General features: G+C 68.6%; 20 protein-coding genes and 2 pseudogenes. 5 read left to right on the top strand and 17 right to left on the bottom strand.

The window, feature by feature from the left end; all coding sequences use genetic code 11:
* Nucleotides 1-179 precede the first annotated feature (179 nt).
* The 3 genes from ABD374_RS17810 to ABD374_RS17800 all read right to left on the bottom strand — a co-directional run bounded on the left by ABD374_RS17810 (nucleotide 180) and on the right by ABD374_RS17800 (nucleotide 3,362).
* On the bottom strand, nucleotides 180-1,508 hold the full coding sequence (locus ABD374_RS17810; protein WP_344496322.1) for a DUF2637 domain-containing protein: 1,329 nt from the start codon (nucleotides 1,506-1,508) through the stop codon (nucleotides 180-182).
* 167 nt (nucleotides 1,509-1,675) lie between these two features.
* On the bottom strand, nucleotides 1,676-2,386 hold the full coding sequence (locus ABD374_RS17805) for a DUF3558 family protein (protein ID WP_344496320.1): 711 nt from the start codon (nucleotides 2,384-2,386) through the stop codon (nucleotides 1,676-1,678).
* A 40-nt stretch (nucleotides 2,387-2,426) separates the two neighbouring features.
* The gene (locus ABD374_RS17800; RefSeq protein WP_344496318.1) at nucleotides 2,427-3,362 is read right to left on the bottom strand and encodes a DUF3558 domain-containing protein; all 936 of its coding nucleotides are present in this window, start codon (nucleotides 3,360-3,362) and stop codon (nucleotides 2,427-2,429) included.
* Nucleotides 3,363-3,521: 159 nt separating this feature from the next.
* Between ABD374_RS17800 and ABD374_RS17795 the strand changes: the two genes are divergently transcribed.
* The 5 genes and pseudogenes from ABD374_RS17795 (at nucleotide 3,522) to ABD374_RS17775 (ending at nucleotide 8,278) form a co-directional block, all read left to right on the top strand.
* Entirely contained in the window at nucleotides 3,522-4,715 is a 1,194-nt protein-coding gene (locus ABD374_RS17795) for an RtcB family protein (RefSeq protein WP_344496316.1), read from the top strand.
* A gap of 425 nt (nucleotides 4,716-5,140) precedes the next feature.
* A pseudogene (locus tag ABD374_RS17790) lies at nucleotides 5,141-6,125 on the top strand (MFS transporter).
* 329 nt (nucleotides 6,126-6,454) lie between these two features.
* A complete protein-coding gene (locus ABD374_RS17785; protein ID WP_344496314.1) occupies nucleotides 6,455-7,174 on the top strand; it encodes a hypothetical protein in 720 nt (239 codons plus the stop codon).
* A gap of 70 nt (nucleotides 7,175-7,244) precedes the next feature.
* Nucleotides 7,245-7,625, top strand: a complete 381-nt coding sequence (locus ABD374_RS17780; protein ID WP_344496312.1) for a phage holin family protein — start codon at nucleotides 7,245-7,247, stop codon at nucleotides 7,623-7,625.
* Nucleotides 7,601-8,278, top strand: a complete 678-nt coding sequence (locus ABD374_RS17775; protein ID WP_344496310.1) for a DUF3618 domain-containing protein — start codon at nucleotides 7,601-7,603, stop codon at nucleotides 8,276-8,278. The genes ABD374_RS17780 and ABD374_RS17775 overlap by 25 nt, the downstream gene beginning before the upstream one ends.
* Before the next feature lie 180 nt (nucleotides 8,279-8,458).
* On the opposite strand, the gene ABD374_RS17770 is transcribed toward ABD374_RS17775, so the two are convergent.
* From ABD374_RS17770 to ABD374_RS17705, 14 genes and pseudogenes are all read right to left on the bottom strand, one after another.
* The gene (locus ABD374_RS17770) at nucleotides 8,459-9,214 is read right to left on the bottom strand and encodes an SDR family NAD(P)-dependent oxidoreductase (RefSeq protein ID WP_344496308.1); all 756 of its coding nucleotides are present in this window, start codon (nucleotides 9,212-9,214) and stop codon (nucleotides 8,459-8,461) included.
* Between the two features lie 10 nt (nucleotides 9,215-9,224).
* Nucleotides 9,225-9,587 (bottom strand): YnfA family protein, encoded by a 363-nt coding sequence (locus ABD374_RS17765; protein WP_344496306.1) that lies wholly within the window; start codon nucleotides 9,585-9,587, stop codon nucleotides 9,225-9,227.
* A gap of 222 nt (nucleotides 9,588-9,809) precedes the next feature.
* On the bottom strand, nucleotides 9,810-10,553 hold the full coding sequence (locus ABD374_RS17760; protein ID WP_344496304.1) for a Mut7-C RNAse domain-containing protein: 744 nt from the start codon (nucleotides 10,551-10,553) through the stop codon (nucleotides 9,810-9,812).
* A 54-nt stretch (nucleotides 10,554-10,607) separates the two neighbouring features.
* Nucleotides 10,608-10,889: pseudogene (locus tag ABD374_RS17755) on the bottom strand (PH domain-containing protein); the annotation flags it as partial.
* A gap of 190 nt (nucleotides 10,890-11,079) precedes the next feature.
* Nucleotides 11,080-12,150: a pentapeptide repeat-containing protein gene (locus tag ABD374_RS17750; protein WP_344496302.1), complete on the bottom strand. Its 1,071-nt coding sequence runs from the start codon at nucleotides 12,148-12,150 to the stop codon at nucleotides 11,080-11,082.
* A 60-nt stretch (nucleotides 12,151-12,210) separates the two neighbouring features.
* Nucleotides 12,211-14,058, bottom strand: coding sequence for a caspase, EACC1-associated type (locus ABD374_RS17745; RefSeq protein WP_344496300.1), 1,848 nt, complete (start codon nucleotides 14,056-14,058; stop codon nucleotides 12,211-12,213).
* A complete protein-coding gene (locus ABD374_RS17740; RefSeq protein WP_344496298.1) occupies nucleotides 14,055-14,447 on the bottom strand; it encodes a hypothetical protein in 393 nt (130 codons plus the stop codon). Before ABD374_RS17740 ends, ABD374_RS17745 begins: the two co-directional genes overlap by 4 nt.
* 243 nt (nucleotides 14,448-14,690) lie before the next feature.
* A complete protein-coding gene (locus ABD374_RS17735) occupies nucleotides 14,691-17,894 on the bottom strand; it encodes a type ISP restriction/modification enzyme (RefSeq protein WP_344496296.1) in 3,204 nt (1,067 codons plus the stop codon).
* A 410-nt stretch (nucleotides 17,895-18,304) separates the two neighbouring features.
* Entirely contained in the window at nucleotides 18,305-19,129 is an 825-nt protein-coding gene (locus ABD374_RS17730; protein ID WP_344496294.1) for a phosphotransferase, read from the bottom strand.
* Complete coding sequence (locus ABD374_RS17725) at nucleotides 19,110-20,018, bottom strand: aldo/keto reductase (RefSeq protein ID WP_344496292.1); 909 nt, start codon at nucleotides 20,016-20,018, stop codon at nucleotides 19,110-19,112. Before ABD374_RS17725 ends, ABD374_RS17730 begins: the two co-directional genes overlap by 20 nt.
* Nucleotides 20,015-21,205 carry a cupin domain-containing protein gene (locus tag ABD374_RS17720; RefSeq protein WP_344496290.1) on the bottom strand — a complete coding sequence of 397 codons (1,191 nt, stop codon included), beginning with the start codon at nucleotides 21,203-21,205 and terminating at the stop codon, nucleotides 20,015-20,017. Before ABD374_RS17720 ends, ABD374_RS17725 begins: the two co-directional genes overlap by 4 nt.
* Nucleotides 21,206-21,221: 16 nt before the next feature.
* Nucleotides 21,222-21,368 (bottom strand): hypothetical protein, encoded by a 147-nt coding sequence (locus ABD374_RS17715; RefSeq protein WP_344496288.1) that lies wholly within the window; start codon nucleotides 21,366-21,368, stop codon nucleotides 21,222-21,224.
* Nucleotides 21,369-21,725: 357 nt separating this feature from the next.
* A complete protein-coding gene (locus ABD374_RS17710) occupies nucleotides 21,726-22,142 on the bottom strand; it encodes a hypothetical protein (RefSeq protein ID WP_344496286.1) in 417 nt (138 codons plus the stop codon).
* On the bottom strand, nucleotides 22,142-22,561 hold the full coding sequence (locus tag ABD374_RS17705) for a hypothetical protein (protein WP_344496284.1): 420 nt from the start codon (nucleotides 22,559-22,561) through the stop codon (nucleotides 22,142-22,144). Before ABD374_RS17705 ends, ABD374_RS17710 begins: the two co-directional genes overlap by 1 nt.
* Between the last annotated feature and the right edge of the window lie 104 nt (nucleotides 22,562-22,665).

Below are 22,665 nucleotides of genomic sequence, written 5' to 3'. Positions count from 1 at the left end.
CGGCACTCCCCGAGCCGGGACCCGCACCTCTCGCTTCGAAGCATTGCGTCCCGTCGCCTGACGGCGACGGGACGCAATGACCACGGCCTGTTTCCCAACAGTGTCTTGATCGCCGGGGGCGGCGGCCCTTTCGTGTGCGTCTGGAGGCGCGGGGGAGGGGCGGCACGCGAGAAGCGGGCCTAGGCGATGTGTTCGGCGTCGAGTTCGTGCTGGTGGCGGACCTGGAAGCGGTTCGTGTACTCCGTCAGTTCACCGGGGGTCGGGACCTCGGCGTACATGTCCTGGAGGTAGGAGCCGAACTGACGGGGCGTCGGGACGGCGTTGTACTCGCCCAGGTACTTGCGGAACGCGTCGTAGTAGATCTCTTCGGAGGAGATCTCGTCGGGCTCGGGGTAGTGCCCGGCGTCCGGGTACCGCGCCGGGTCCTGTTCGTGGCGCGGGCCCGGGACGGAGCCGAGGGAGCGGGCGGGGTGCGGGGCCTCGGCGTACGCGGCCGGGCCGTAGGCGTTGCCGTACGCCTGCTGGGCCTGCTGTGGCTGGGGTGTCTGGGGTGCGGCGAACCACGGGCTCTCGTGCGAGCCGGGGCCCTCCTCCGGGGCGGCGTGGACCTCGTCCTCGTACTCGTGCTCGTGGTCCATGTCCGGGGCCTCCAGCCACTCCTCGTCGGGGTGGGGCTGCCCGTGCGCCTGTTCCTGCGCCTGTTCCTGCTCCTGTTCCTGCTTCTGTTGGACTCGTACCGGCTGGGGCCGGGCCTGGGGCGGCAGTGCCCGGCGCTCCTGGGGCTGCGCCTCGATCTCCGGGGCCGGGGGCAGCAACGCCGGCTCGATGCCGGCCGCGGCCAGGCCCGCGGCGGCCGTGTCCGCGAGCGGGACGCCGTACTTCGCGAGGCGCAGCGGCATCAGCGACTCGACGGGGGCCTTGCGGCGCCAGGCACGCCCGTACCGGGCCTGGAGGCGCGCCTGGTAGATCAGGCGGTCCTGCTCCAACTTGATGACCTGCTCGTACGAGCGCAGCTCCCACAGCTTCATGCGCCGCCACAGCTTGAACGTCGGCAGGGGCGAGAGCAGCCAGCGGGTCAGGCGTACGCCCTCCATGTGCTTGTCGGCCGTGATGTCGGCGATCCGGCCGACCGCGTGCCGCGCCGCCTCGACCGAGACCACGAAGAGGACCGGGATGACGGCGTGCATGCCGACGCCCAGCGGATCGGGCCAGGACGCCGCGCCGTTGAAGGCGATCGTCGCGGCGGTCAGCAGCCACGCCGTCTGGCGGAGGAGGGGGAACGGGATGCGCATCCAGGTCAGGAGGAGGTCCAGCGCCAGCAGGACGCAGATGCCCGCGTCGATGCCGATCGGGAAGACCAGCGAGAAGTCCCCGAAGCCCTTCTCCTGGGCGAGCTCGCGCACGGCGGCGTACGAGCCGGCGAAGCCGATCGCGGCGATGACCACCGCTCCGGCGACGACGACACCGATCAATATGCGGTGTGTGCGTGTCAACTGCATCGCGGCCACCCGCGATCCCCTCCCGTTACGTCGAACTTGGCGGGGTCAGCCTGGCACATGCGTGCGGGTCGCGTTGCGCGGGTACGGGCGGAGCCCGGCCTCCGGGGGGAGGGCCGGGCTCCGTGAGCTGCCGGAAATCAGCCGGTAAGCGATGATTTCCGTCTTCCTGTCGAGTACTACTTGTTCGCTGCTGCGACCGAGGCAACCGTCTCCTTGGCCGCCTTCTGGGCGTCCTTCAGCAGGTCGGAGGCCTTGGGGGACTTGGCACCCTGGTAGCCGGCGCCGTTGTAGACGACGGTGGCCACGACGTTCTCCGTACGTGTCACGACCGTTGCGTACTTGAAGTCCGCGTCCGTCTTGCGCAGGTCGTACGTCACCACGGTCGCCTGGTCGCCGATGGAGTCGGCGGCCTGGGACTCGACCTTCTTCGCGCCCTCCGTCGCCTTCACGCCGTCGACCTGCTTCGCGTAGTACTCCCCGGCCAGCTTGTCTCCGGGGCCACGGGTCTGGTCGGAGTCGTACCGCATGAAGGAGACGGAGAGCCAGCGGTACTGGGAGCCGTCGACGCCCTTGTTGTCCAGGCCGTTCCAGGAGCAACCGCCGCGTGTGGAGACGTCGTTGGACTTGTCGGTCGTACCGGTCCTGTCCTTCGCCCCGGGAACCAGCGAGTCGACCGTCTTCTTCTTGATCGACTTGCACGGCTCGGGCAGCTTCGAGAACACCGCGGGCTCGACGGTCGGCGTCGCCGACACCGTGGGCGAGGCGCTGGCGGACGGGGACGCGTCCTTCTCGCCTTCGGAGTCCGAGGAGCAGCCGGCGGCGACGAGCATCACCGGGACGGCTGCGCAGGCGAGAATGCGAGAGAGTCGCGGGGCTGATCGGTGCATGGTTCCTTCGCTCATGGGTCGGCTGATCACTGGTCGCTGATCACTGGTCGCTGAACTGCTCGGCGAGCCTGCGGGCCAGGGCCCGCGTCTTCTCCTGCAGTTCCTTGCTGTCGGGGACATCGGTGGTCAGGGAGGGCTGCGCGCTGTACTGGACGGTCACGATGACGTTCGAGGTGCGGAACACCACGCTGACGGTGCGGTGCTGGGTGGTCGAGCCGGAGCGGGCCAGGGTGTCGTCCAGGAAGGCGGCGTCGCCGAGGCCGGTGAGGACACGGGGCTCAAGTCCTTCGGGGGCCCGGGTGCCGGTGCCGGGCGCGGTGCCGGACTCCGTGCCGGGCCCGGCACCGGTCTCGCTGTCGGACGCGTCGCTGCCGGGAGTCGGGGCGCCGGACCCGCCGCCGTCGGCCTCGGAGGTGGCCCTGTCGCCGGCCCCGGACGCGGTGGGGGACTCGCCGGTTCCGGGTGACGCGCTCGCTTCTCCCTCGCCGCCCTTGCCTTCTCCTTCGCCCTCGCCCTCGTCCTCCGTCGGGCGCCCGGTGGGGGCCGGGAGGTCCGCCGCGGCCTCCTGCCTGGCGTACACCTCCTTCGCGCGGTCGTCGTCGCTGACGCCGGAGTCGTACGAGACGACCCGCTCGAAGTCGATCAGGAGCTGGTGCGTGGCGCCCGGGGAGTCCGCCTTCCAGCGGCAGCCGACGCGCCGGTCCGTGTCGTACGTGACGGCGGCGGTGCCCGCGTACGCCTTCTCCTGCTGCTCCTCGGGGAGCGTGGCGACGCCGGGGAGGAGGTTGCGGAGGGTGCTCCGGTCGACGGAGCCGCAGGGCTCGCGGAGCGTGCGGTACTTGCCGGGGGCGACGGAGGTGGTGGTCTCGCCCGCCTTGGAGTCGGCGGCGGAGCCGTCGGTACCGGAGCCGCCGGTGCAGCCGGCGGTGAGCGCCGCGAGGAGCGCGACGCCGGGTACGTACGCCTTTCGCTGCACGGCCCAGGCTCCCTTCGATCAGAAATACGGTTGCCGCGCGATGGCGGCCGATGGACACAATGTGTATCGCACGCGCTGGCCAAACGCCGGTCTGCTGTCTCTTTCGCGGTACTTGGTGCCAGATTTGCGTTTTCTTTGTTTCGGGGGAGTTGAGGGGTTATGTCGTATGTAGAGGTTCCGGGCGCCAAGGTTCCGATCCGGATGTGGGCGGATCCGGCCACGGTCGAGGGCGGCGCGATGCAGCAGCTCCAGAACGTCGCCACCCTGCCCTGGATCAAGGGCCTCGCCGTCATGCCGGACGTCCACTACGGCAAGGGCGCCACCGTCGGCTCGGTGATCGCGATGCACGGCGCGGTCTGTCCGGCCGCGGTCGGGGTGGACATCGGCTGCGGCATGTCGGCGGTGAAGACGTCGCTGACGGCGAACGACCTTCCGGGCGACCTCTCGCGGCTCCGGTCGAAGATCGAGCAGGCGATTCCGGTGGGCCGGGGAATGCACGACAGCCCGGTCGACCCGGGGCGGCTGCACGGCTTCCCGACGGCGGGGTGGGCCGACTTCTGGGGGCGGTTCGACGGTGTGGCCGAGGCGGTGAGATTCCGTCAGGAGCGTGCCACGAAGCAGATGGGGACCCTGGGGTCGGGGAATCATTTCGTCGAGTTCTGTATCGACTCGGCCGATTCCGTTTGGCTGATGCTCCACTCCGGTTCGCGGAACATCGGGAAGGAGCTGGCCGAGTACCACATCGGCCAGGCCCGGAAGCTGCCGCACAACCAGGGGCTGATCGACCGCGACCTGGCGGTCTTCGTCTCGGACACTCCGCAGATGGCGGCGTACCGCAACGATCTCTTCTGGGCGCAGGAGTACGCGAAGCACAACCGCGCGATCATGATGGGGCTCTTCCAGGACGTGGTCCGCCGGGAGTTCAAGAAGGCCGGGGTGACCTTCGAACCGGTCATCTCCTGCCACCACAACTACGTCAGCGAAGAGCGGTACGAGGGCATGGACCTGCTGGTCACCCGTAAGGGGGCGATCCGGGCGGGCTCCGGCGACCTCGGGATCATCCCGGGTTCGATGGGCACGGGTTCGTACATCGTGAAGGGGCTGGGGAACGAGAAGTCGTTCAACTCGGCCTCGCACGGCGCCGGTCGGCGGATGAGCCGCAGCGCGGCGAAGCGGCGCTTCTCCACGCGGGACCTGGAAGAGCAGACGCGGGGCGTGGAGTGCCGGAAGGACTCCGGTGTCGTGGACGAGATCCCGGCCGCGTACAAGCCGATCGAGCAGGTCATCGACCAGCAGCGGGACCTCGTCGAGGTCGTCGCGAAGCTGAAGCAGGTCATCTGCGTGAAGGGCTGACGACGCCCCGGGCGCGGAAGGGGAAGGCGGAAGGCGCGAGGTGGAAAGCGGAAGGCCCCGGCTGTGGTTGCCGGGGCCTTCCGCGCGTGCGGAAACCGGTGGAGGGGCCCGGAGGCGCGCTGGTAGCTTCGCGGGTATGTCCTGCCCCGAATCCGACAGAGGCTAGCCACCGGTCGTCCGGTGGCCGACCCCTTGGCGCGCTGAAGCCGCCGGCCCGAGGGGCCGTGGGCGGGCTTCGCGCGGCTGTCGTCGCCGGATCGCCGGGTCTTCGTGGACTCCCCCTCCCTGCTCCGGGCTTCGTGCTCTGGGCGTGCGGGGGGTCCGTTTCCTGCTGGTTGATCCGCTGACCGCTTCTGGGGTTCCCTCATGCCATTCCTGTTTTCGTGCTCGGGCTTGCCGTCTTCGCCCAGGGCACATCGGAGTTCATGCTGTCCGGCCTGGTGTCGGACATCGCCGGCGATCTGAACGTGTCCATCCCGGCCGCCGGGCTGCTGACCTCGGGGTTCTCGATCGGGATGGTGGTCGGAGCGCCCCTGATGGCGCTCTGGAGCCGGAAGTGGCCGCGACGGCGGGCTCTGCTGGTCTTCCTGGGAACCTTTGTCGCCGTCCATGTGATCGGTGCTGTCACTCCCAGCTACGGGGTGCTGCTCGCGACGCGGGTGGCCGGGGCGCTCGCGAACGCCGGGTTCCGGGCCGTCGCCCTGGTGGCCGCCGTCGGCATGGTCGCGCCCGAAGCCCGGGCGCGTGCCACGTCCGTCGTGGTCGGCGGGGTCGCCGTCGCCTGCGTGGCGGGTGTGCCCGGCGGCGCGCTGCTGGGGGAGCAGTGGGGGTGGCGGTCGGCTTTCGGTGGCCGTCGTGTCGCTGCCGGCTGTCCTCGCGATCGCGCGGACGATTCCGGACGGGCGGACCGAAGCCGGGGAGGCGGGCGCGCGGGAGGAGCTGCGGGTTCTGCGGGAGGCTCCGTTGCTGCTGACGCTGGTGACGATGGCGCTCGTACAGGGAGCCACGTTCTGTGCGTTCTCCTCTGTGGAACCGCTGGTCACACAGGTCACCGGGCTGGGGGACCGGTGGGTGCCGACCGTGCTCGCGCTCGTATGCGTGCAGGGGATGCTCGCGTTCGGTACCGGGACGGTGTTGATCTCGCGGGTGTTCCGTCTGGCGGTGAAGGCGCCGACGCTGGCCGGGGCGTTCGCCACGGCGGCGTTCAACGTGGGCGGGGCGGTCGGTCCGTGGGCCGGCGGGCTCGCGATCGGGGCGGGGTTCGGTTTCCGTTCGCCGGTGTGGGTGAGCGCCGGGTCGACGGACTTCGCGCTGGTCACCTTCGGGGTGCTGCTGGCGGTACGACGGCGGGGCGGGACCACCGGGAACCGCTCGGGCGCGGAGGCCGGGCGCCTGTTTTCCGGGGCCTGAGGCGGGGGCCGGGGACCGGGGGCCGAGGGCGGCAGCGGCGGGCGGGGAGGTGCCCTGGGTGCGATGGGATCTCGGAATGTGGCTTTCAATCGTTTCGCTCGCGCGTGGGTGGTTACCCGGAGCTTGTCCCAGCCAGCACAAGAGCACACGGGGCGTGACGCAGACCTCGGCGTACCGAGCCGGGCGAGTGCGTGACAGCACGCGGTGACGGTGGTGGAGCGGTCCACTCGCAGGGGTGGAGCCGCCCACCCGTCCCGCGGACCGGCCCGGCCCACTCCGGCCGCTGCCGGTGTACAGGGTTCTGCGCGCCCCCGAAGAAGGTGGAGTCCATGAGTGATGTGTCCGCGAATGGTGGTGCCGGGCGTGTCCAGCAGGCCGGGCAGACAGCGAAAGAGGAGGCGTCGGTCACGGCCGGTCAGGCCAAGCAGGCCGCGGGTGAGGTCGCGGGGTCGGTGGCGCAGCAGGCCAGGACAGTCACCGATGAGGCCCGGCAGCAGGCCGGCACGGCGGTGCGTGACCTGCGGGAGCGCGTGAACGACGAGGTGCGGGGCCAGACCGAGCGCGCGGCGGGCACGGTGCGGCAGTGGGCGGACGATCTCGCCGGGCTGGCACAGAACGCGCCCGGTGATTCCCCGGTGCGCGGCCTGGTGGAACAGGCGGCCGACAGCGGTTACCGCGCTGCCGACTACCTGGAGAAGAACGGTGTGGGCGGCGTGGTCGACAACGTCCGCGACTTCGCCCGCCGCCGGCCCGGGATGTTCCTGGGCGGAGCGGCGCTGGCGGGTCTGGCCGTCGGCCGGCTCGCCAAGGCGGGCAAGGCGGGCAGCGGCAGCGGCGAGGGCAGTACGGGGAACGGCGGTACGACGGGCAGTGGCGCCGTCGGCCCGGCCGTCCCGCAGGTTCCCCCGGTGCAGCCGCCGCCCCCGGTGCAGCCGCCGCCCCCGGCCGGCGGCACTCTGCCTCCGACCGGCGGCACTCTGCCCCCGACCGGCGGCACTCCGCCGCGGGCCACCGGGTGGGGCGGACTGCCCGGTACACCGGAGGTATGAGATGTCGACGTATTCGCCGCAGGCTCCGCTGAAGCGGAGGCAACAGAACTCAGTGGGGGAGAGGCCAGTAGTGGAGGACAGGTCGGTGGGAGAGCTGCTGTCCGAGGTCACCTCGGACGTACAGCTGCTCTTCCGCAAGGAGATGGAGCTGGCCAAGCTCGAAATCCGTGAGGAAGCCACCAAGGCGGGCAAGGCCGCGGGAATGTACGGCGGAGCGGGATTCGCCGGATACATGGTGGCCCTCTTCGCATCCCTGGCCATCGTGTTCGGCCTGGCGAACGTGATGGACGCGGGCTGGGCCGCCCTGATCGTCACCGCGGTGTGGGCGGTGGTCGGTGCCGTCCTGTTCGTGAAGGGGCGCGCCCGGATGCGGACCGTGTCACCGAAGCCGGAACAGACCGTGCAGACACTGAAGGAGGACGCCGAATGGGCACGTCACCCGACCAAGTAAGGGCCGACATCGAGATGACGCGGGAGAAGCTGTCCGGCGACGTCGACCGGCTGGCCGACCGCACGAGCCCGCGCCGGATCGCGCAGCGCCGCACCCAGCGCGTTCGCGGTGCGGTGTCCGGGGTGCGGGAGCGGGTCATGGGCACCGCCTCGCACACCACGGGCCGGGCCCAGGAGCGTACGCAGCAGACCGCCCAGTCGGTGCAGGAGAGCGCCGGGCAGGCCGCGGACACCGTGCGCCAGACGGCGGGCCAGGCGGGCGAAGCGGTCCGGAGGGCGCCCGAGGAAGCGATACGGCAGACGGAGGGCAACCCGCTGGCGGCCGGTCTGATCGCCTTCGGCGCGGGGCTGCTGGTCGGCTCGATGCTGCCGAGTACGCAGGCCGAGCAGGAGGCGGCCGCGCAGCTGTCGGACCGGGCCGGTGGAGCCATCGAACCGGTCAAGCAGGCGGCGGCCGAGTCGGCGCAGCACCTGAAGGAGGAGGCCACCCAGGTCGCGCAGCAGGCGGTGCAGGAGGTCAAGGAGACCGCCGCCGAGGCCGCCCGTGCGACGAAGGAGCAGGCGCGCGACCAGGCCGGACAGGTCACGGAGCAGGCTCGCCAGTCGGGCCAGACGGTCGCGGACGAGGCCCGCGACCAGACCGGGCGGGGATGATCGGCCCGCGGCGCGCTCTTTGACGGAGCGCTCTTCGGCTACGCGCTCTGCTGTGGCGGCCCGCACCGGGATCCCGATTCCCGGGGCGGTCCGTTTTTCCTTCGGTGGTGCGGGTGGTGCGGGTAGTGCGGACGATTCTGGTGGTGTCCGGGTGGGAAGCCGTCGGCCGCGCGGGCGCGGTCACAGTTCGCGGTGGACCTTGGTGTTGGACGCCTGGGCGCGCGGGCGGACCACCAGGAGGTCGATGTTGACGTGGCTGGGGCGGGTGACCGCCCAGGTGATGGTCTCGGCCACGTCGTCGGCGGTGAGGGGTTCGGCGACGCCCGCGTAGACCTTGGCGGCCTTGTCGGTGTCGCCCCGGAAGCGGGTGGTGGCGAACTCCTCGGTCTTGACCATGCCGGGCGCGATCTCGATCACGCGGACCGGGGTGCCGACGATCTCCAGGCGGAGGGTCTCGGCGAGGACGTGCGCGCCGTGCTTGGCGGCGACGTAGCCGCCGCCGTTCTCGTACGTGCCGTGGCCGGCGGTGGAGGAGAGGACCACCACCGTGCCGTCGCCGCTCGCGGTGAGGGCGGGGAGCAGGGCCTGGGTGAGGTTGAGGGTGCCGATGACGTTCGTCTCGTACATCTGGCGCCAGTCGGCGGGATCGCTGGTGGCGACGGGGTCGGCGCCGAGCGCGCCGCCCGCGTTGTTGACCAGGACGGCGAGGGTGCGGAAGGCGGTGGCGAACTCGTCGACCGCCGCGCGGTTGGTGACGTCCAGCGCGTACGCCGTCGCCTGGTGGCCCGCGGCGGTGAGTTCGGCCTCCAGCGCCTCGATGCGGTCCTTGCGGCGGGCGGTGAGGACGACGCGGTAGCCGGCGGCGGCCAGCCGCCGGGCTGTGGCGGCGCCGATTCCGCTGCTTGCTCCGGTAATGACGGCGATAGGCGTAGGCATGGTGTACAGGCTAGCGAGAGCGTGGTGCGTACATGATCAGGGCCATTCCGGCGAGGCAGACGAGCGCGCCGACGACGTCCCAGCGGTCGGGGCGGTAGCCGTCGGCGACCATGCCCCAGGCGAGGGAACCGGCGACGAAGACCCCGCCGTACGCGGCGAGGATCCGGCCGAATTCGCCTTCGGGCTGGAGGGTGGCGACGAAACCATACGCGCCGAGGGCGACGACCCCGGCGCCGATCCAGATCCAGCCGCGCCCGTGTCCTCGCCCGTGGTCCTGGCCTCCGCCGCGCACGCCTTGCCAGACGAGCCAGGCGCCGCCGATTTCGAGGAGGGCGGCGAGGAGGAAGAGGGCGGCGGAACGGGCGACGGTCATGCGTCCAGCGTGTCACGCGTGCCACATGCGCCAGGGGACGAGGGGTGGCCGCTCCTTCCGGACCACGGCATGTCGACGGCCGTCGGCCTGCACCCGTCGGCATGAGCGGACTGCCCGGCCCGCCTTCACCCGCGTCCGCATCCGCACCTTCACCCGCACCCGCCCCCGCGCCCCGCCGGTCCGACGCCACCAGGGCGGCGGTCCTCGGCGCCGCCGGCCGGATCAGGAAGCCTGTGCCGCCGCGTCGCCGTAGGAGCGCAGGGCGTCCTCGACGATCGTCTGCAGGCGCGAGTGGTGCGCGCCGTTCCAGTAGACGCGCCGGCACGCCGTGCACTGGGCGAAGACGTCGTACGTACGCTCGGTGCCGCCTTCGAGGAACCCGCTGACGGATTCCTTCGTGGCGTTCTCCAGGTCGCCGTTGCAGGCGACGCAGCGCGTCCACGGCGCGAGGACGGGTGAGAACCGGCTGAGCACGTCGTCGAGCTGTTCCTCGGGGCGGTCGCTGTAGACGTACGCGCCGGCCCACAGCTCGCGGCGCCGCAGCAGCCCCCGGTCCCGCGACAGCAGTACGCGCCGGTCGCGCGCCGAGTACGCCGCGAGGGCCGGGTCGCCGACGTCCTCGCTGAAGTACGCCGCGTCGATGCCCAGCAGCCGCAACCGCCGCGCCAGCGTGCCGAGGTGGACGTCGAGGAGGAAGCGCAGCGGCGCCCCCGGCACCCGCTGCGGCCGCCGCACCGCGTGCACGTCGACCTCCTCGCCCGCCGCCGGGACGTGCGAGACCGGGACTTCGCGCCCGTCGACGAACAGCTGTCCCGCTTCGGTGAGCGGGATGCCGAGCGACTCGACGACATGACCGAGCGACGAGGCGCCGTCGGTGGCCAGGGCCGTACGCCCGGCGCGCCGCCGCGCCGCGACGAAGAGGTGCAGCTCGGGGGCGACGCTGAGGTGGATCTCCGGTCCGTTCACGCCGCCAGCATGCCACCGGGGCGTACGCCTCATCCAGCGGCTTTCCGGCGCCGGTCAGGGCCACCGATGGCGGTCAGGGGCCCGGGGGCCCGCGGTGTCCGCGGGGGCTTGCGCGGAGCCCGGCTCACGGACGGTACGGGTCGGGCCGGCCGGAGCGGCCGCGCGGCGGACCGGCGTGCCCGCGCCGTCGGGTTCGGCGATGTGCCGGCTCCCGGGAACGGTGTCGCCGTCGCTGCCCCGGGCACGCCGCACGTCCCTGACGGTGAGCCGCTCCACCGGGATCCGTTTCGCCGCGGACCGGCCCGGTCCGGAGCGGGACGTCACCGCGGGCGGGCCGGCCCGGGATCAGGGCCAGACCAGGCAGTAGGGCTGATGCCCCGCATCGTGCAACCTGTGGCTGAAGTCCTGCCACTCGTGCAGCGAATGGGAGGGGTGGGGTGCTGACCTGGGGCTTCGCAGGGAAATGTGCGTTGACCTGGGGAAACTCTTCTCCGTAGTTCTCACGGGTCAACGCCGTTTCCCGGGCTCATGTGCCCTGGATGTGCCCTGGGGCGCTCACTGGTGGGCTCGGCTCGGGAGGCGGAGTGGCTGAGCTGACCCGGCGGAGGCACCGAAGCCTCCAGCGCTGGCCTTCTTCCTGGGACTGCAGGTATGCAGGGAGTGCAGTTCGGTCATCGATATGCGCGAGCTCGTGAAGGTTCGCAGGTAGGCCGCTGGCTTCCGAAAGATTGGCCCCGAGCAGGCGAGTGTTGTCCCATTTCGCGAGTCGGAGATCCGCTCCTCGAAGATCGGCTTGTTCCAGCTCTGTGCAGGTCAGATCTACATCAATCAGGTTGGCAGAGGTGAGCCGAGCTGTGTTCAGGTTGGCCATCGCCAGCGTCGCGCCGTTCAGGTCCGCGCCGGAAAGGTCGACACCTTCCAAGTGCGTATCGGTGAGATCGACGCTGGGCAACATAGCTCCCGCCAGGTGCAGTCCGTGGAGGTCGAGGACGACCACACGCGGATCGGCGTGAAGGCGCATCACATCGCTGGTGAGGGCTGTGAGGGCAGCCTGTACGTCGGCTGCAGGTTCGACTGGCAGTGAGGTGTTGTCCCCGCTGCGCATGCATGCCAGCCGCTTCCTGCGTGAGTGTTGTGCCTTTGGCGCGCGGTTGCGGATGAAATGCACGAGGACCCGGGCGGCGTCCGGGGCTGCTTGTTCCGGGGCATCCTGAACGATCTGTTCCAGGTTGAGGACGCCACCGATGCGTACGTATTCGTGCTCAGAGCCGAGGCGTTCCAGTGCCTTGTTGAATCGGTCGGTGATCTGACCGCGACGTGTGAGGCGGTAGGTGCGGGCGGTGTATACCAGGGCAACGCCGGCCCCGATCGCGGCAAGCATGGCGACCAGAGCGGTACGCAGGCCGCTGACGAGTGCCGCCGACCCCTTCGCCAGCTCCTCCCGGTCCAGGTACTCGCGGTCGAGTGTGTACGGTCCGCGCCATACGAGCCATGGGATTCCGATCAGCAGAATCAGAGACCCAAGTACCCCTAGCGCGCGGGTCAAGCGCTTCCGTACCCGCTGCTTGCGCCACAACTTGGCGATGCGCTCGTTCATGTTGGGGCTGGGGATACCTATGGGGGTAATGAGATTCCGCTTCATGTCTCGTAAGGATGCCTAACGGAGACTGGTCGGGAGTGCGCGAATGTCGCCGTGGGAGTCTGTGATGTACATCCAGTCGTTGGTGACTGCCGGGGACCCCTGCTGGTCTGGGCTCAAAAGGACTTCGCAGGAGCGGAGTTTTCGGCCGACTGAGAGCTTCCAGGCCGTCACCGTTGCCGCCCGATCAGCGGTGAAGAGGGTGTCGCCCACCGCGAACGGTCGTGTGAGAACACGCCCCTTGGTTTTCCCCTCCCATAGCTGGGCGCCGCTCTTGGCATCGAGTGCGACGAGCCGGTTGTCCACATCACCGTAGATCACCAACTCGCTCGTCACAGCCGGAGCAGCGGCGAGGTCAGCTGCTACATCGAATCGCCACAGTGGTTCTCCGTTGGTGGGGTCGACAGCCACGATCCTCTGTTGGGAGGGTTCAACCCGTTGGATCGTATATATGCCCGAGTCGGCAACGACCCAGTCACGGGAAAGCTGTCCCTCAGGTTGGTAGGACCAGTTCGGATGACCGGTGGCCTCGAGGACTGCCACGACGTGCCCCCCGCTGCGGTTCGCAGTTTCGTTCGACGGTTGAGGCTCCTCGGCCATGATGATTACGTTGCCTGCGGTCGCCTGAGGGGCGCAGCCGATGGCTTGTTTACCCAAGGATTGTGACCAGCGAATTTCGCCGGACGGCAGGTCGATTGAGTGGAGGCAACCGTCGGGGCCTGGCGCGTACAAAATGTCTGCGCAGACCCCGAGCAGGCCGTCGCAGACCTGCAGTCGAGGAGCTCGGCGAGGTCTCCCCGTCCGTAGATCGACGCTCCGCAGCCAGCGACCCGGGCCCGGGAAATGGGCGGCGCCGCCATGGAAGGCAGGACTGCCGCCGTAGTTTGTCTGTATCAGGGGATACCGGCGGCGGGACTCGGGGTCGAGCACGTGCAAGCTGTATTTTTCGTGCACGATCAAGGTGTCGTCGGACAAAACAGGCTGACGAGCTGGGCCGGAAGCAGCCGAGACACGCCAGGGTGAAGCGAGTTGGCGGCGCGGACGCGGACTGGCAGCCCGACGGGCTGGCTCCTTCTTGCCGGTCGTACGCGAAGATCGCTGTCGGCGTTTCTTCTTCACCTTGGCCAGCGCGATGTCGTACTGGATCTCGCCGCCCATGCGGGGTGTCTGTGCGATCCCGTTCTGATGCAGCCGTTCAGAGGCGTATCTGAACAGTTCCTGGACGGTGATGAGACCATCGCCGTTGAGATCGGCGTCACCACTGCGCAAACCATCAACGATGGTTTGGGTGAAGCGCGAGAGCGCAGGCGCGGACGCGTCGGAGTGATCGCCCTCCCAGGCGCGCTGTACCCGGGTGCCAGCGGTGATGATGACGCGGCCCCGGCCGGCCAGTGCCTCCTCGAAGCCAGCCGAAACCCTGCCTTTGGCGCCGGGGATGAACAATCCGCTGTAGCAGCAGTCCACCACTGCGACGATGCTCCGGGCGAGACATTCGTCCATCACCTCGTGGACGAGGCTTGCCGAGATGGCTGAGTAGGCGGGACGATCTGGGTCGGTATTCCGCACGGCGAAGTAGAGCTTGTCGTTACGGTTTACGACCCCGTGGCACGAGAAGTACAGCAGACAGACATCACGGTGTTCTGCGGTGAGGAATAGCTCCCCAATCGCCCGCTCCAGCACTGAGCGGTCCGCGTCTACTAGTTGCTGCACCTCGAACTGGCCAATCTCCGGGTCACTCAGGACCTCGTTCAACCTGGTGCAGTCCACATCGGGGGAGAGCAGCGTGGGGAGCTCCGGATGGTCGTATGTCCCCGTGCCGATGAGCAAGGCCCTGCGATGGCCATCGCCGAATGCCTGGGCGTTCACGAGGTCAGAGGCTGGGGCTGCTCGGTGTCCGTCTCGTCCGTGTCAGCCGACTCACGGTGTGTCAGGAAAGCGTCGATCAGGCGCTCCCGCTCGACGACCGAGGCGTCACTCAGCTCGATCGTATGTCCGTCCAGCTCCACCTTGATGCCGCGCACTGGGCGATTCTTGAGCCAAGTGTCGGCGAGCTGGAGGACTTGGCGCAGAATGAACGGCGCAGCGGTGACGACGACCGTCCCGGCAGCGATCAGTTCGCTGCTCTTTGAGCCTGACGGGACACCACTTGCGGAGCGCGCCAACCGCACGTCGACTACGTCTAGTTCAAGGAGGGATCGACGTAGTTGGCTGCTCAGCCAACGAAGTTCGTCTTCGTCTGTGTCGGGAAGCCCCATCAACTCCAGCCGAACAGTCCTACTCATTGTCCACGCCCCGCGATCTCCACCTTGTGTTCGGAACACCTTACTGGCAGTGACCGCATGGCGTGGCAATCTTACGGATTGGCTCCCGCGCACTCGCAGTGGCTTGCTCCCGGCACCACTGGTCGGAAGGCCGTCGAGGTGGCCCAGTTCCTCGGCGTCGCCGAGCAGCCGATCCACGCCTGGCGGCCGCGCCGCGGTGCCTGTGTTGAAACCGGCTCAGCTCGTGAAATCGAAGGTCCCCTGGCCGGTTCCCGGGGCGCGCCGAGACGCTCGCGGCGCCTTCGGTTCCTTGGCCGCGTAGGGCGGGACCGGTAGTACGCCCCGCTCCCGGAGGTCATGAGTGGTGATGAGCGGGCCCGAGGTCACGGCCTGCAGGAGCCTGGCCTGTTCAGGTTCGAGCGCTATGAGAAGGGCGAGTGCGTTGATGAGATCCAGCAGATCAATGGTCCATCGCACAGGCCACGTTGGGGGCAGGATATCGTTCAATGGGCTCTGCCACTCGACATCGGGTTTGCGCTTGCGGAAGCCGAACCACTTGCGGATTACCTGTACACCGCCGATTCGGTAGTCCCAGACCTCAGCCGCTACAGGTCCGATGGAGCCAGCTCCGACCGTGAGGATGCGGCTCTTCGCGTCGTAGGAGATACTGTCGGGCATCCCGTTGCCGTCCTCACCAATAGGGATGATGCAGATGGGTTGTTCCGCTTCGGGAAGTCTCGGGGTCTGCCCGGATGGGCGGCCGTGCTGTGTCGACGCGAAACGCTGGCCGTACGTGTGTATCCATATCGTGCGTCGGCCTGCCTCAGCCACCTGTGCCCACAGGTCGGGGTCCCGGGTCAGAGGGATGTGTGAGCCACGGGTCGTCAGGTGGTCCGCGAAATGGCGGGTGTAGCCGCTGTGGCTGGCTATTCCCGCGATGTATGCGAAGAGATCCTCTGCTGTAACCGTTGCACCCTGGATTTGCGACAGCGCCTTCAGTAGCCCGGGCGTCACGTTCGCCTCTGCCAGTTTCGCGTGACGATAGAGCGGCGCAACTCGGCCGCCTTCTGTGCCTTTGAAGTGATGCATGTCGGGGATGAGAGCCGTGAATCCCACAGCCGGCCCTGCCCGCCCCGACTCCGAGTGCAGTTCGGACAGATAGATCTGGCGGTCGCTGTGGGCGAACCACAAGGCGGGTCGCGGAAAGTCGATCACGCGCCGGTCCGCGATGATCCACTGGCGGTCGAATGTCATCCTGCCGTACTCGGTGAGGACCGGTACCCGTTCTGTCTCGTCGGCGAGAGTGCCCCGCCATTCGTGTCCCGGAAGCGGCTGCTCGGGCTTGTCCGGGCGGCGGTCTCGAGTGCTCTTCAGTAACGTCCCTTTGGCTGATTTCGGAGCCTGGACGAGTGTCCGCCAGCGTTCTTGCAGGACGGTCTTGCTCGGCGAAACCGGCCAACTGCGATTGTTCTTGTTGCCGGAACTTGTCCAGGGCAACAAGGCATCCACGGTGGGCATCGCTGTCCACTCAGAGGCGGCTACGGCCTGAAAGGGGGTGGTCCACCCTGAGGAACAGAGCTGCCATGGTGTTCCGTCCTCGGCCTGGTGCCCGTCAATGCTGAGTCCGTCGAGCCAGTCGAACTTTGCTTCTCGGGTTCCGGCTGGCACGTCGAGTCGCCACACACGCGCAGGATGATCCGGGTCCGGGGATCCTCGGCGGACGAAGACTGCGATGCAGACCTCGCGCTTCACGTCCTGGAAGACACGTGTGCGGGGATCGGAGTAGGAGCCTTCGGGAGAGAGCCCGATGATCCAGCCTTCGTCGGCCGCCTCGCGCAGGTAGCGCCGCATGCCGGCGGCGCCTGCACTGTCCAGGAATCCGGAGTTTGTGATGAGGGCGACGATCCCGCTCGGTGCTTCCGGTGCGCCCAAGGCCGTCACCTGGTCGAAGACTTTCCAGGTCGACCATGCCCAGAAGTACACGTAGAGATTGTCCAGGGCGTATCCGATACGCCCGTTGTCCTCGGGATGGAAGCGCGCCAGGATTGCCCCTCGGTCGTTCGGATTCCCCTCGGTGACCCAGCGCCCGACCCCAGACTGTTTGGCACCACGCAGGTACGGTGGGTTGCCGATGACCACCATGACTTTTTCCTCCGCCTTGACCTTGTTGGCCAGTCGGCGGTGTCGGGCGATTGCCTCGTACATCAGCCCCAGGTGGTGCTCGACAGCCGGATCGTCCAACGTGTCGGCCACCAGGAGCCTTGGCGCGTAACCGGTGATGTCGGTCTGATGGGCCTTGAAGGCGTGGTGCACGCGAAGTTCGGCCACCGCATAGGGGCCAGTCTGCTTCTCCAAACCGACGAGACGCCCCGCGAGTTCGCGGAGGAGTCCGCTTTTGAGCGCGGCACGGTGCTTCAGCGCCAGATCCTTGGCGACGTGGTCGACGATGTTGATGAGAAAGGTTCCGGTGCCCATAGCGGGATCGACCACAGTGACGTCCTCACTGCCGAACCCGTCCTCCTGACCGAGTCGGTCACGCAGCACCTCGTCGGTGAACCGGACCATGAAACGGACAGCCTCGCTGGGCGTGTAGTACGTACCTGTGCGTCGTCGCAGTTCCGGATCGTAGGTGCTCAGAAACCCCTCGTAGAAATGGAGGTAGGCGTCCCCACTGTCGTCCTTGAACATTTCCGGATCGACCGCGGATATGACGTCGATCAGCGTGTCAATGACTCCGCGGAGATCGTCGAGAGCTTCGTCGGTCAGCACCGAGAGGGCTTTGCCCATCAGGGAATGACGTTTTCCCAACTTGCCTGCGACGTCGGGTAAGGAGAGCTTCTCCATGTCGATGCCCTCGAGGCGGGCCAGCAAGATTGCGAAGGTGAGCGTCTGGCTGTAGTGGTCGGCGAACTCGGCCGGCAGTGCGTCGGGAAAGAGGAGATCTTTCCAGTTGCCCGCGAGAATGGAGAACGCAGCGTCGGCCTCTCCGCGTTCCTCACGTGTGAGACGTTCAGTGACCTCGTCCCGTAGGAGCGCACAGATTCTGGCGATGCGCTTGACCAGTTCACCGATGCTGCCGACGGCCAAGGGCGCTGGAGAGAGGAAGAGGGCGATGGCCCGCTCGAATCCGTGGTCTGCCGGGGTGAGTTGTCGACTGCCGCTGAGTAGGTCTCCCTCCAGGTGTCCGATCGGGCCAATTTGCACGCCGAATCGGTACACAGCCCAGTCGTAACCATCAGAATACAGGACATTAGGGAGGGCCTTGAGCTTCTCCCACTGTTCCCGGTCATGGCTCTTCGCGGGCCAACTCTGTGGGTCGACCCCTTTGCCTGGACGCTTCAGCTCGACGTGTCCGATGGTCCTTCCGCCGGCGCTGATGGCGAAGTCGGGCCGCACGCCAAGTCTCTTGATGCTGTTCTGGCCGTGAGCGATCAGCTTCATGTGCTGTCGCCCGGCCATGCCTCGCAGCAGCTGCTCGGCCGGTGCGGTGAGGCTCTCCTCCTTCCCGCTGTTAGCGCCCGCAGGGCCCTGAAGCTTGGCTCTGACCTCCTGCCCGAAGCGGGCGACGAGGTCAGCGACCGACCTTGTGGCTCTATTTCCTGCTCCGGTGTCCCTTCGTAGCAACGTCCACCCCCATGGCGGTGCGCACGCACGGTGATCGCACCCATACACACTGCCCATAAGCCTGCAACTGGCAAACACCTGGGCGTATTTGGGAGCGGGGATGCGGGGATACGCCGAACCCACCTCGCAGTGCTGCGAGGTGGGTGGACAGCTCCTTGGCGCGGGTCTTGGCTACTCTGAAGGCGTGGCCGATGCCAATCCCGGGCGGTCGCCGCGCAGCGGCCCGTTCAAGCAAGCTCTGCTGCGAGGGCACAGAGCGCTGGGACGAGTTCGGGATGGTCCCCACGCGAAGCCGACTGCAGTAGCTCGGTGATGACGATGATCTGTGCGACGCGTCCGGGCTCCGTCTTGAGCACGGAGAAGGTGTCGTGGATGTCGTGGGCGAATTCGGGGACGAGCAGGGAGTACGCCAGCAGCATGGCGGCGTCGTAGCCGGCTGGTGCCAGGCCGAAACCCTCCCAGTCGAGCAGATAGGGGGTGGTGCTCGTGAGATTGGCGGTGTGCAGGTCGCCGTGGGCCGTCGTCCAGTACGTGATCTGAGGGTCGGGTATCTGGAGGAAGCGCGGGACAGCGCGATCTACCCACTCCTGCCGTACGGCCACACGGTCGGTGGGGGTGCCGCTGACGTACTCCAGGTCTGTACGTAGCGACTCCCACCAACCGGCCGAAGGCTGCGGGCCCGTGCGCAGGACCGGGCTGGCCGAGAGGACGGGCTCGGCGATGTACTGGTGCAGTTCAGCCCGGTACGCATAGCCGTCGCTGCTCGACTGCGTGGTGCCGTACAGCAGTGGTTTGCGGATGCGCCCGTCGAAGAGCGCGGCGGCCTCGCGGTTGCCCTCCCAGATCTTGCCCGCGGCCTTTTCTTCCGGGGCCGAGAGCAGCCGGAGCCAGCAGGCTCTCTGGTCCGGGTCTTGGGCGCGGGCGCTGAGGGTTCGGCCGTGCCAGCCCCAGACTTCGGCGCCCGTGACTGTGGCGCCCAGCGTCTCCGCTGACTGAGCGAAGGCCCGGCGCATGCGCTGCTGGTCCGCGGGGTCAGTCGGGGGCGAGTACATTCAGCACCTTTCGCAGCGTGGCAGCCGGGATGGCAGGTGTCCGCAGGGCTTCTTGCGCCGCGGCCCAGTGTGCCGGGGTGGAGGCGGAGACCAGAATTCGTGTCACCCCGGGGCAGGAGGCTGCCGCGAGGAGGCATGCCTGGGCGGTAGTGAGTTCGGGGCTCAGCAGGGCGGTGAGTTCGCGCGTGGCCAGGGCTGGTAGTTCGCCGCCGAATAGGGGCGCCGAGGCGTACACCTGCCACCCGTGTTCGGTGGCCTGAGCGATGGGGCCTTCGCCGTCCAGGGCTTGGGCGAAGGCGGTGGCGGTGACGAGGGATACGGGGAGTTGGACGGCTCGCAGGTGGTGTTGCTCGGTGCCGGCCGCCTCGGTGGCCAGCTGGTGGAGCGCGGGGACGCTCAGAGCACCGGTGTCGAAGCCGCCCCAGGTGGCGACGCCGTATGCGGTCAGGGCGCCGGCTTCCGCTTCTGCTTCGAGGGCGGTGAAGGCGTGGCGCAGGGCATCGTGCGGGTCGCCGTCGGTGCGTTCGGGGTTGTGTGCGAAGACGAGGTCGAGGCGGTCGCGGCCGAGTTCGGTTCGGTTGCGGGAGCACTGCCAGTGGACGTACGGGAGGCTCAGACAATGCCCGCGCTCCGCGTCACCGGCCGCGATGGCTCCATCGTCAACGGCGTCCCCAGCCGTCTGTGTGGTGAGGAATCCGATCTTCGTGGACACCGGGATCGGGTGCCGAGCGAGGGTCGGCGCCAGTAGCGACTGGGCCTGCCCGTTGAGGTAGTTGGGCGCGGTGTCGATCCACGCTGTCGCTGGATCCGTGGCTGCGCGGGCCACGGCGTCGTTCAGCGCGGAGGGCCGAATGCGGTAGGTGCCCAGGCCCAGGGCTGCCTTCGTCATCGGCCGTTCCTCCTCTCCACCGTGATCGCTTGGCCGACCATGAGTTCGGAGACAACGGACGCCGCATTCGCGACGGAGATTCCGGCTGTCTCGGCCAGCTCGCCGAGAGAGACGGCGGCAGGCGCGGCCGACATCAATCGTTCGAGCAGTGGCATGGCCTCCGTTGCCATCTCCCACTCGTTGTCGCAGGCCCGGAAGACCACCCCGTCCCCGTTGGACTCCAAGAGCGCCCGGGCCGTCGTGAGCCTGACGTGGACGTTCGGGACTGCGGGGACGCTGGTGAGGTGGGGGAGGCTCGGCCGCAGGCGGGTAAGATCCGTTCCGTCGCGCATTGCCGTATACCGGCCGATGAGCTCTGGGTCTTCCAGGGCGACGGTGACGACTTTGTGCAGCCGCTCCAGATAGATCGCTTGCGCGGCGGCGGTCGCGTGTACGGGCAGGTCTTCGCGCAGGACGTCGTGTCGGCGCAGGTCGTCGGCGAGCCAGGACAGGAGCTGGGCGCCGGTGGTGGTCTGGACGCCGAAGGTGAGATGGAGCGAGTGTTCGCCCTCGGAGGCTGCCACCGAGTGCCACCAGCCGCGCGGTAGATACAGCATGTCCCCAGGTTGAAGCACGACTTCCGCGATCGGCTTCTCCGGCGGAGGTTCGGGCTCGTCGGTGTCTTTGTACATGGGGGCGGTGCGCGTGGGGCCGTACAGCTTCCAGCGCTTGGCGCCGTCGATCTGGGTGACGACGACGTCGTGGTCGTCCCAGTGGACGCCGAAGCCCTCGCGTGCGGTCCACGAGGCGTACAGGTTGGCCTGCACCCCGGTGCGCAGCCACCGTTCCAGCTCCATGGCTGCGCGGGCGACGGGAGGGTGCACTTCGTCGACGGCATCGATGACCAGGGAGGCGCCCTCAGCGAGCCGGGCGTGCAGCTCCGCGGGGTGCAGGCGCTGCCAGACGGTGTGTCGGCGGGTGGTGACCGGGGCGGTGTAGCGGTAGGCCGGCAGCATCTCGCCGTCTGCGGACAGGCGGAAACGAGGTGGCTCCAAGCGGTGGGTGGCCAGGATGGTGTTGACGTCGTCCCAGGTGATCAGCTTGTCCGGGTCCTGGATGGCTGCGGGGACGTGGCGGTAGCGGCGGTGGAGCACCTGGGCCAGGAACTCGTCCTGGCCCAGGTGAGCCGCCAGATTCAGCGGCGACAACGTGTTTCCTCCCGGATCAGTCGTTGCCGTCGGTGCGGCCGGTGCTGCCGCCGTCGGACGGAGTGACGCCGCGTTCGCGGGCGGCCTGGATCCGGCGGCGTGCCTTGACCAGTCCGGCCTGGGTCGGCCCGGTCGTCGGGGCGGTGGCGGTGTTGTTCTGCATTGCTCCTCCTGTGGTTGGGATGAAGTGGCCTTGTGGGCCCGCCCCGGACGGCGCTCGACCTGTCCAAGGGCGCGGGCGGTTGATCAGCCCGGGGCGGGGGTTTGCGGCCCGCCCCTGCCGGGGCTTCTCGGGGGTGGGGAGCCTTCCGATCAGCTACGTCCGGCAGGGACGGGGACTCAGGGGCCGGCCTGTGCGGTGGAGACCGCGACGCCGATCACGAACCCACATGAGGCAGAGATCAACACGATCAGCAGCGGGCCCGTGTAGCGGGCCAGCCGGTTCACTGCGCGGCCCATCACGGCTTCCACCACGCCGGCCGCGGACTGGTGATGACCTCCGACACGAGTGCGCGGGTGTTCACCGGCTCGCCCCTTCCAGAGAGGCGCCGATATACGGGTGCTGGAGGGCGGCGTGGAGGGTGTTTGCGTCGGTGAGGGTGTCGTCGTCGGGGAGTTCGCACCAGCCGCCGAACCAGTCGTCGATCAACTCCAGGTTGGGTGCGACGAGCCATGAGTTGGTGGAGAGGTGCCGTACCGGCAGGTCGCTCCAGTTGCCGGAGGTGCCGGTCTGGATGGCGTAGTAGAGGCGTGCGTTGGGCCCGTCGTACAGCACCGGGCCGATTGCCGCTCCAATGGCCCGCAGGTGTGCCAGGGCCAGGAAGCCCATCTCTGCGGGGGTTCGTACGAGGTCCCAGCCGTCGCCGACGCGGAGCAGGCGCAGCGTGGGCACGTCGTTGACCATGGGGGCGCTGCGCAGCGCGTCGCGAACGGACATCAGGTGTCTCCCAGGCGCTGGAGGTCGGCACTCGCACCGAGAGAGGGCACGGAAGCCGTCGTTGGTCTGGTGGTGGAGCGGACCACGATCAGACGGGCGCTCGACACCGTTATCTGCCGCTTCCGTTCGCCGGCAACGCGCTTCGGGCCGAGGTGGCTGAGGGCGGGAACCACGGCGCCATAGGTCTCGGGTAGTTCGAGCGCGTCGAGGAGGCCGACGAAGGCGGGGGAACGGACGGGCACCGCCGTGTCGCGGTCGGTGAATACGCCGCACAGGGTCAGCTCATGCTGTCGGCAGTACTCGGTGAGGCAGCCGACAAGCGCCGCGTGGCGGGCCAGGCCGCCGGTCACGTGGCGCAGGTAGCCGAAGACCTGGGGGAAGGCTACGGAGCGGCGTTCGGTGATGAGTTCGTCGTCCATGCCCACAGCTTCGATCGCTGCGAACGGCCTTGAAATGACCTGCTGTTGTACTTCCGTTGCACTTCCCGCCCCATGTCGTCACCGAGAGTGCTTCCATACGTGAC

This window comes from Streptomyces enissocaesilis, from assembly GCF_039533765.1.
GTDB lineage: Bacteria > Actinomycetota > Actinomycetes > Streptomycetales > Streptomycetaceae > Streptomyces > Streptomyces enissocaesilis.
Note: the sequence above shows the minus strand (reverse complement) of the source record. Positions and strands in the feature narration are given on the sequence as shown.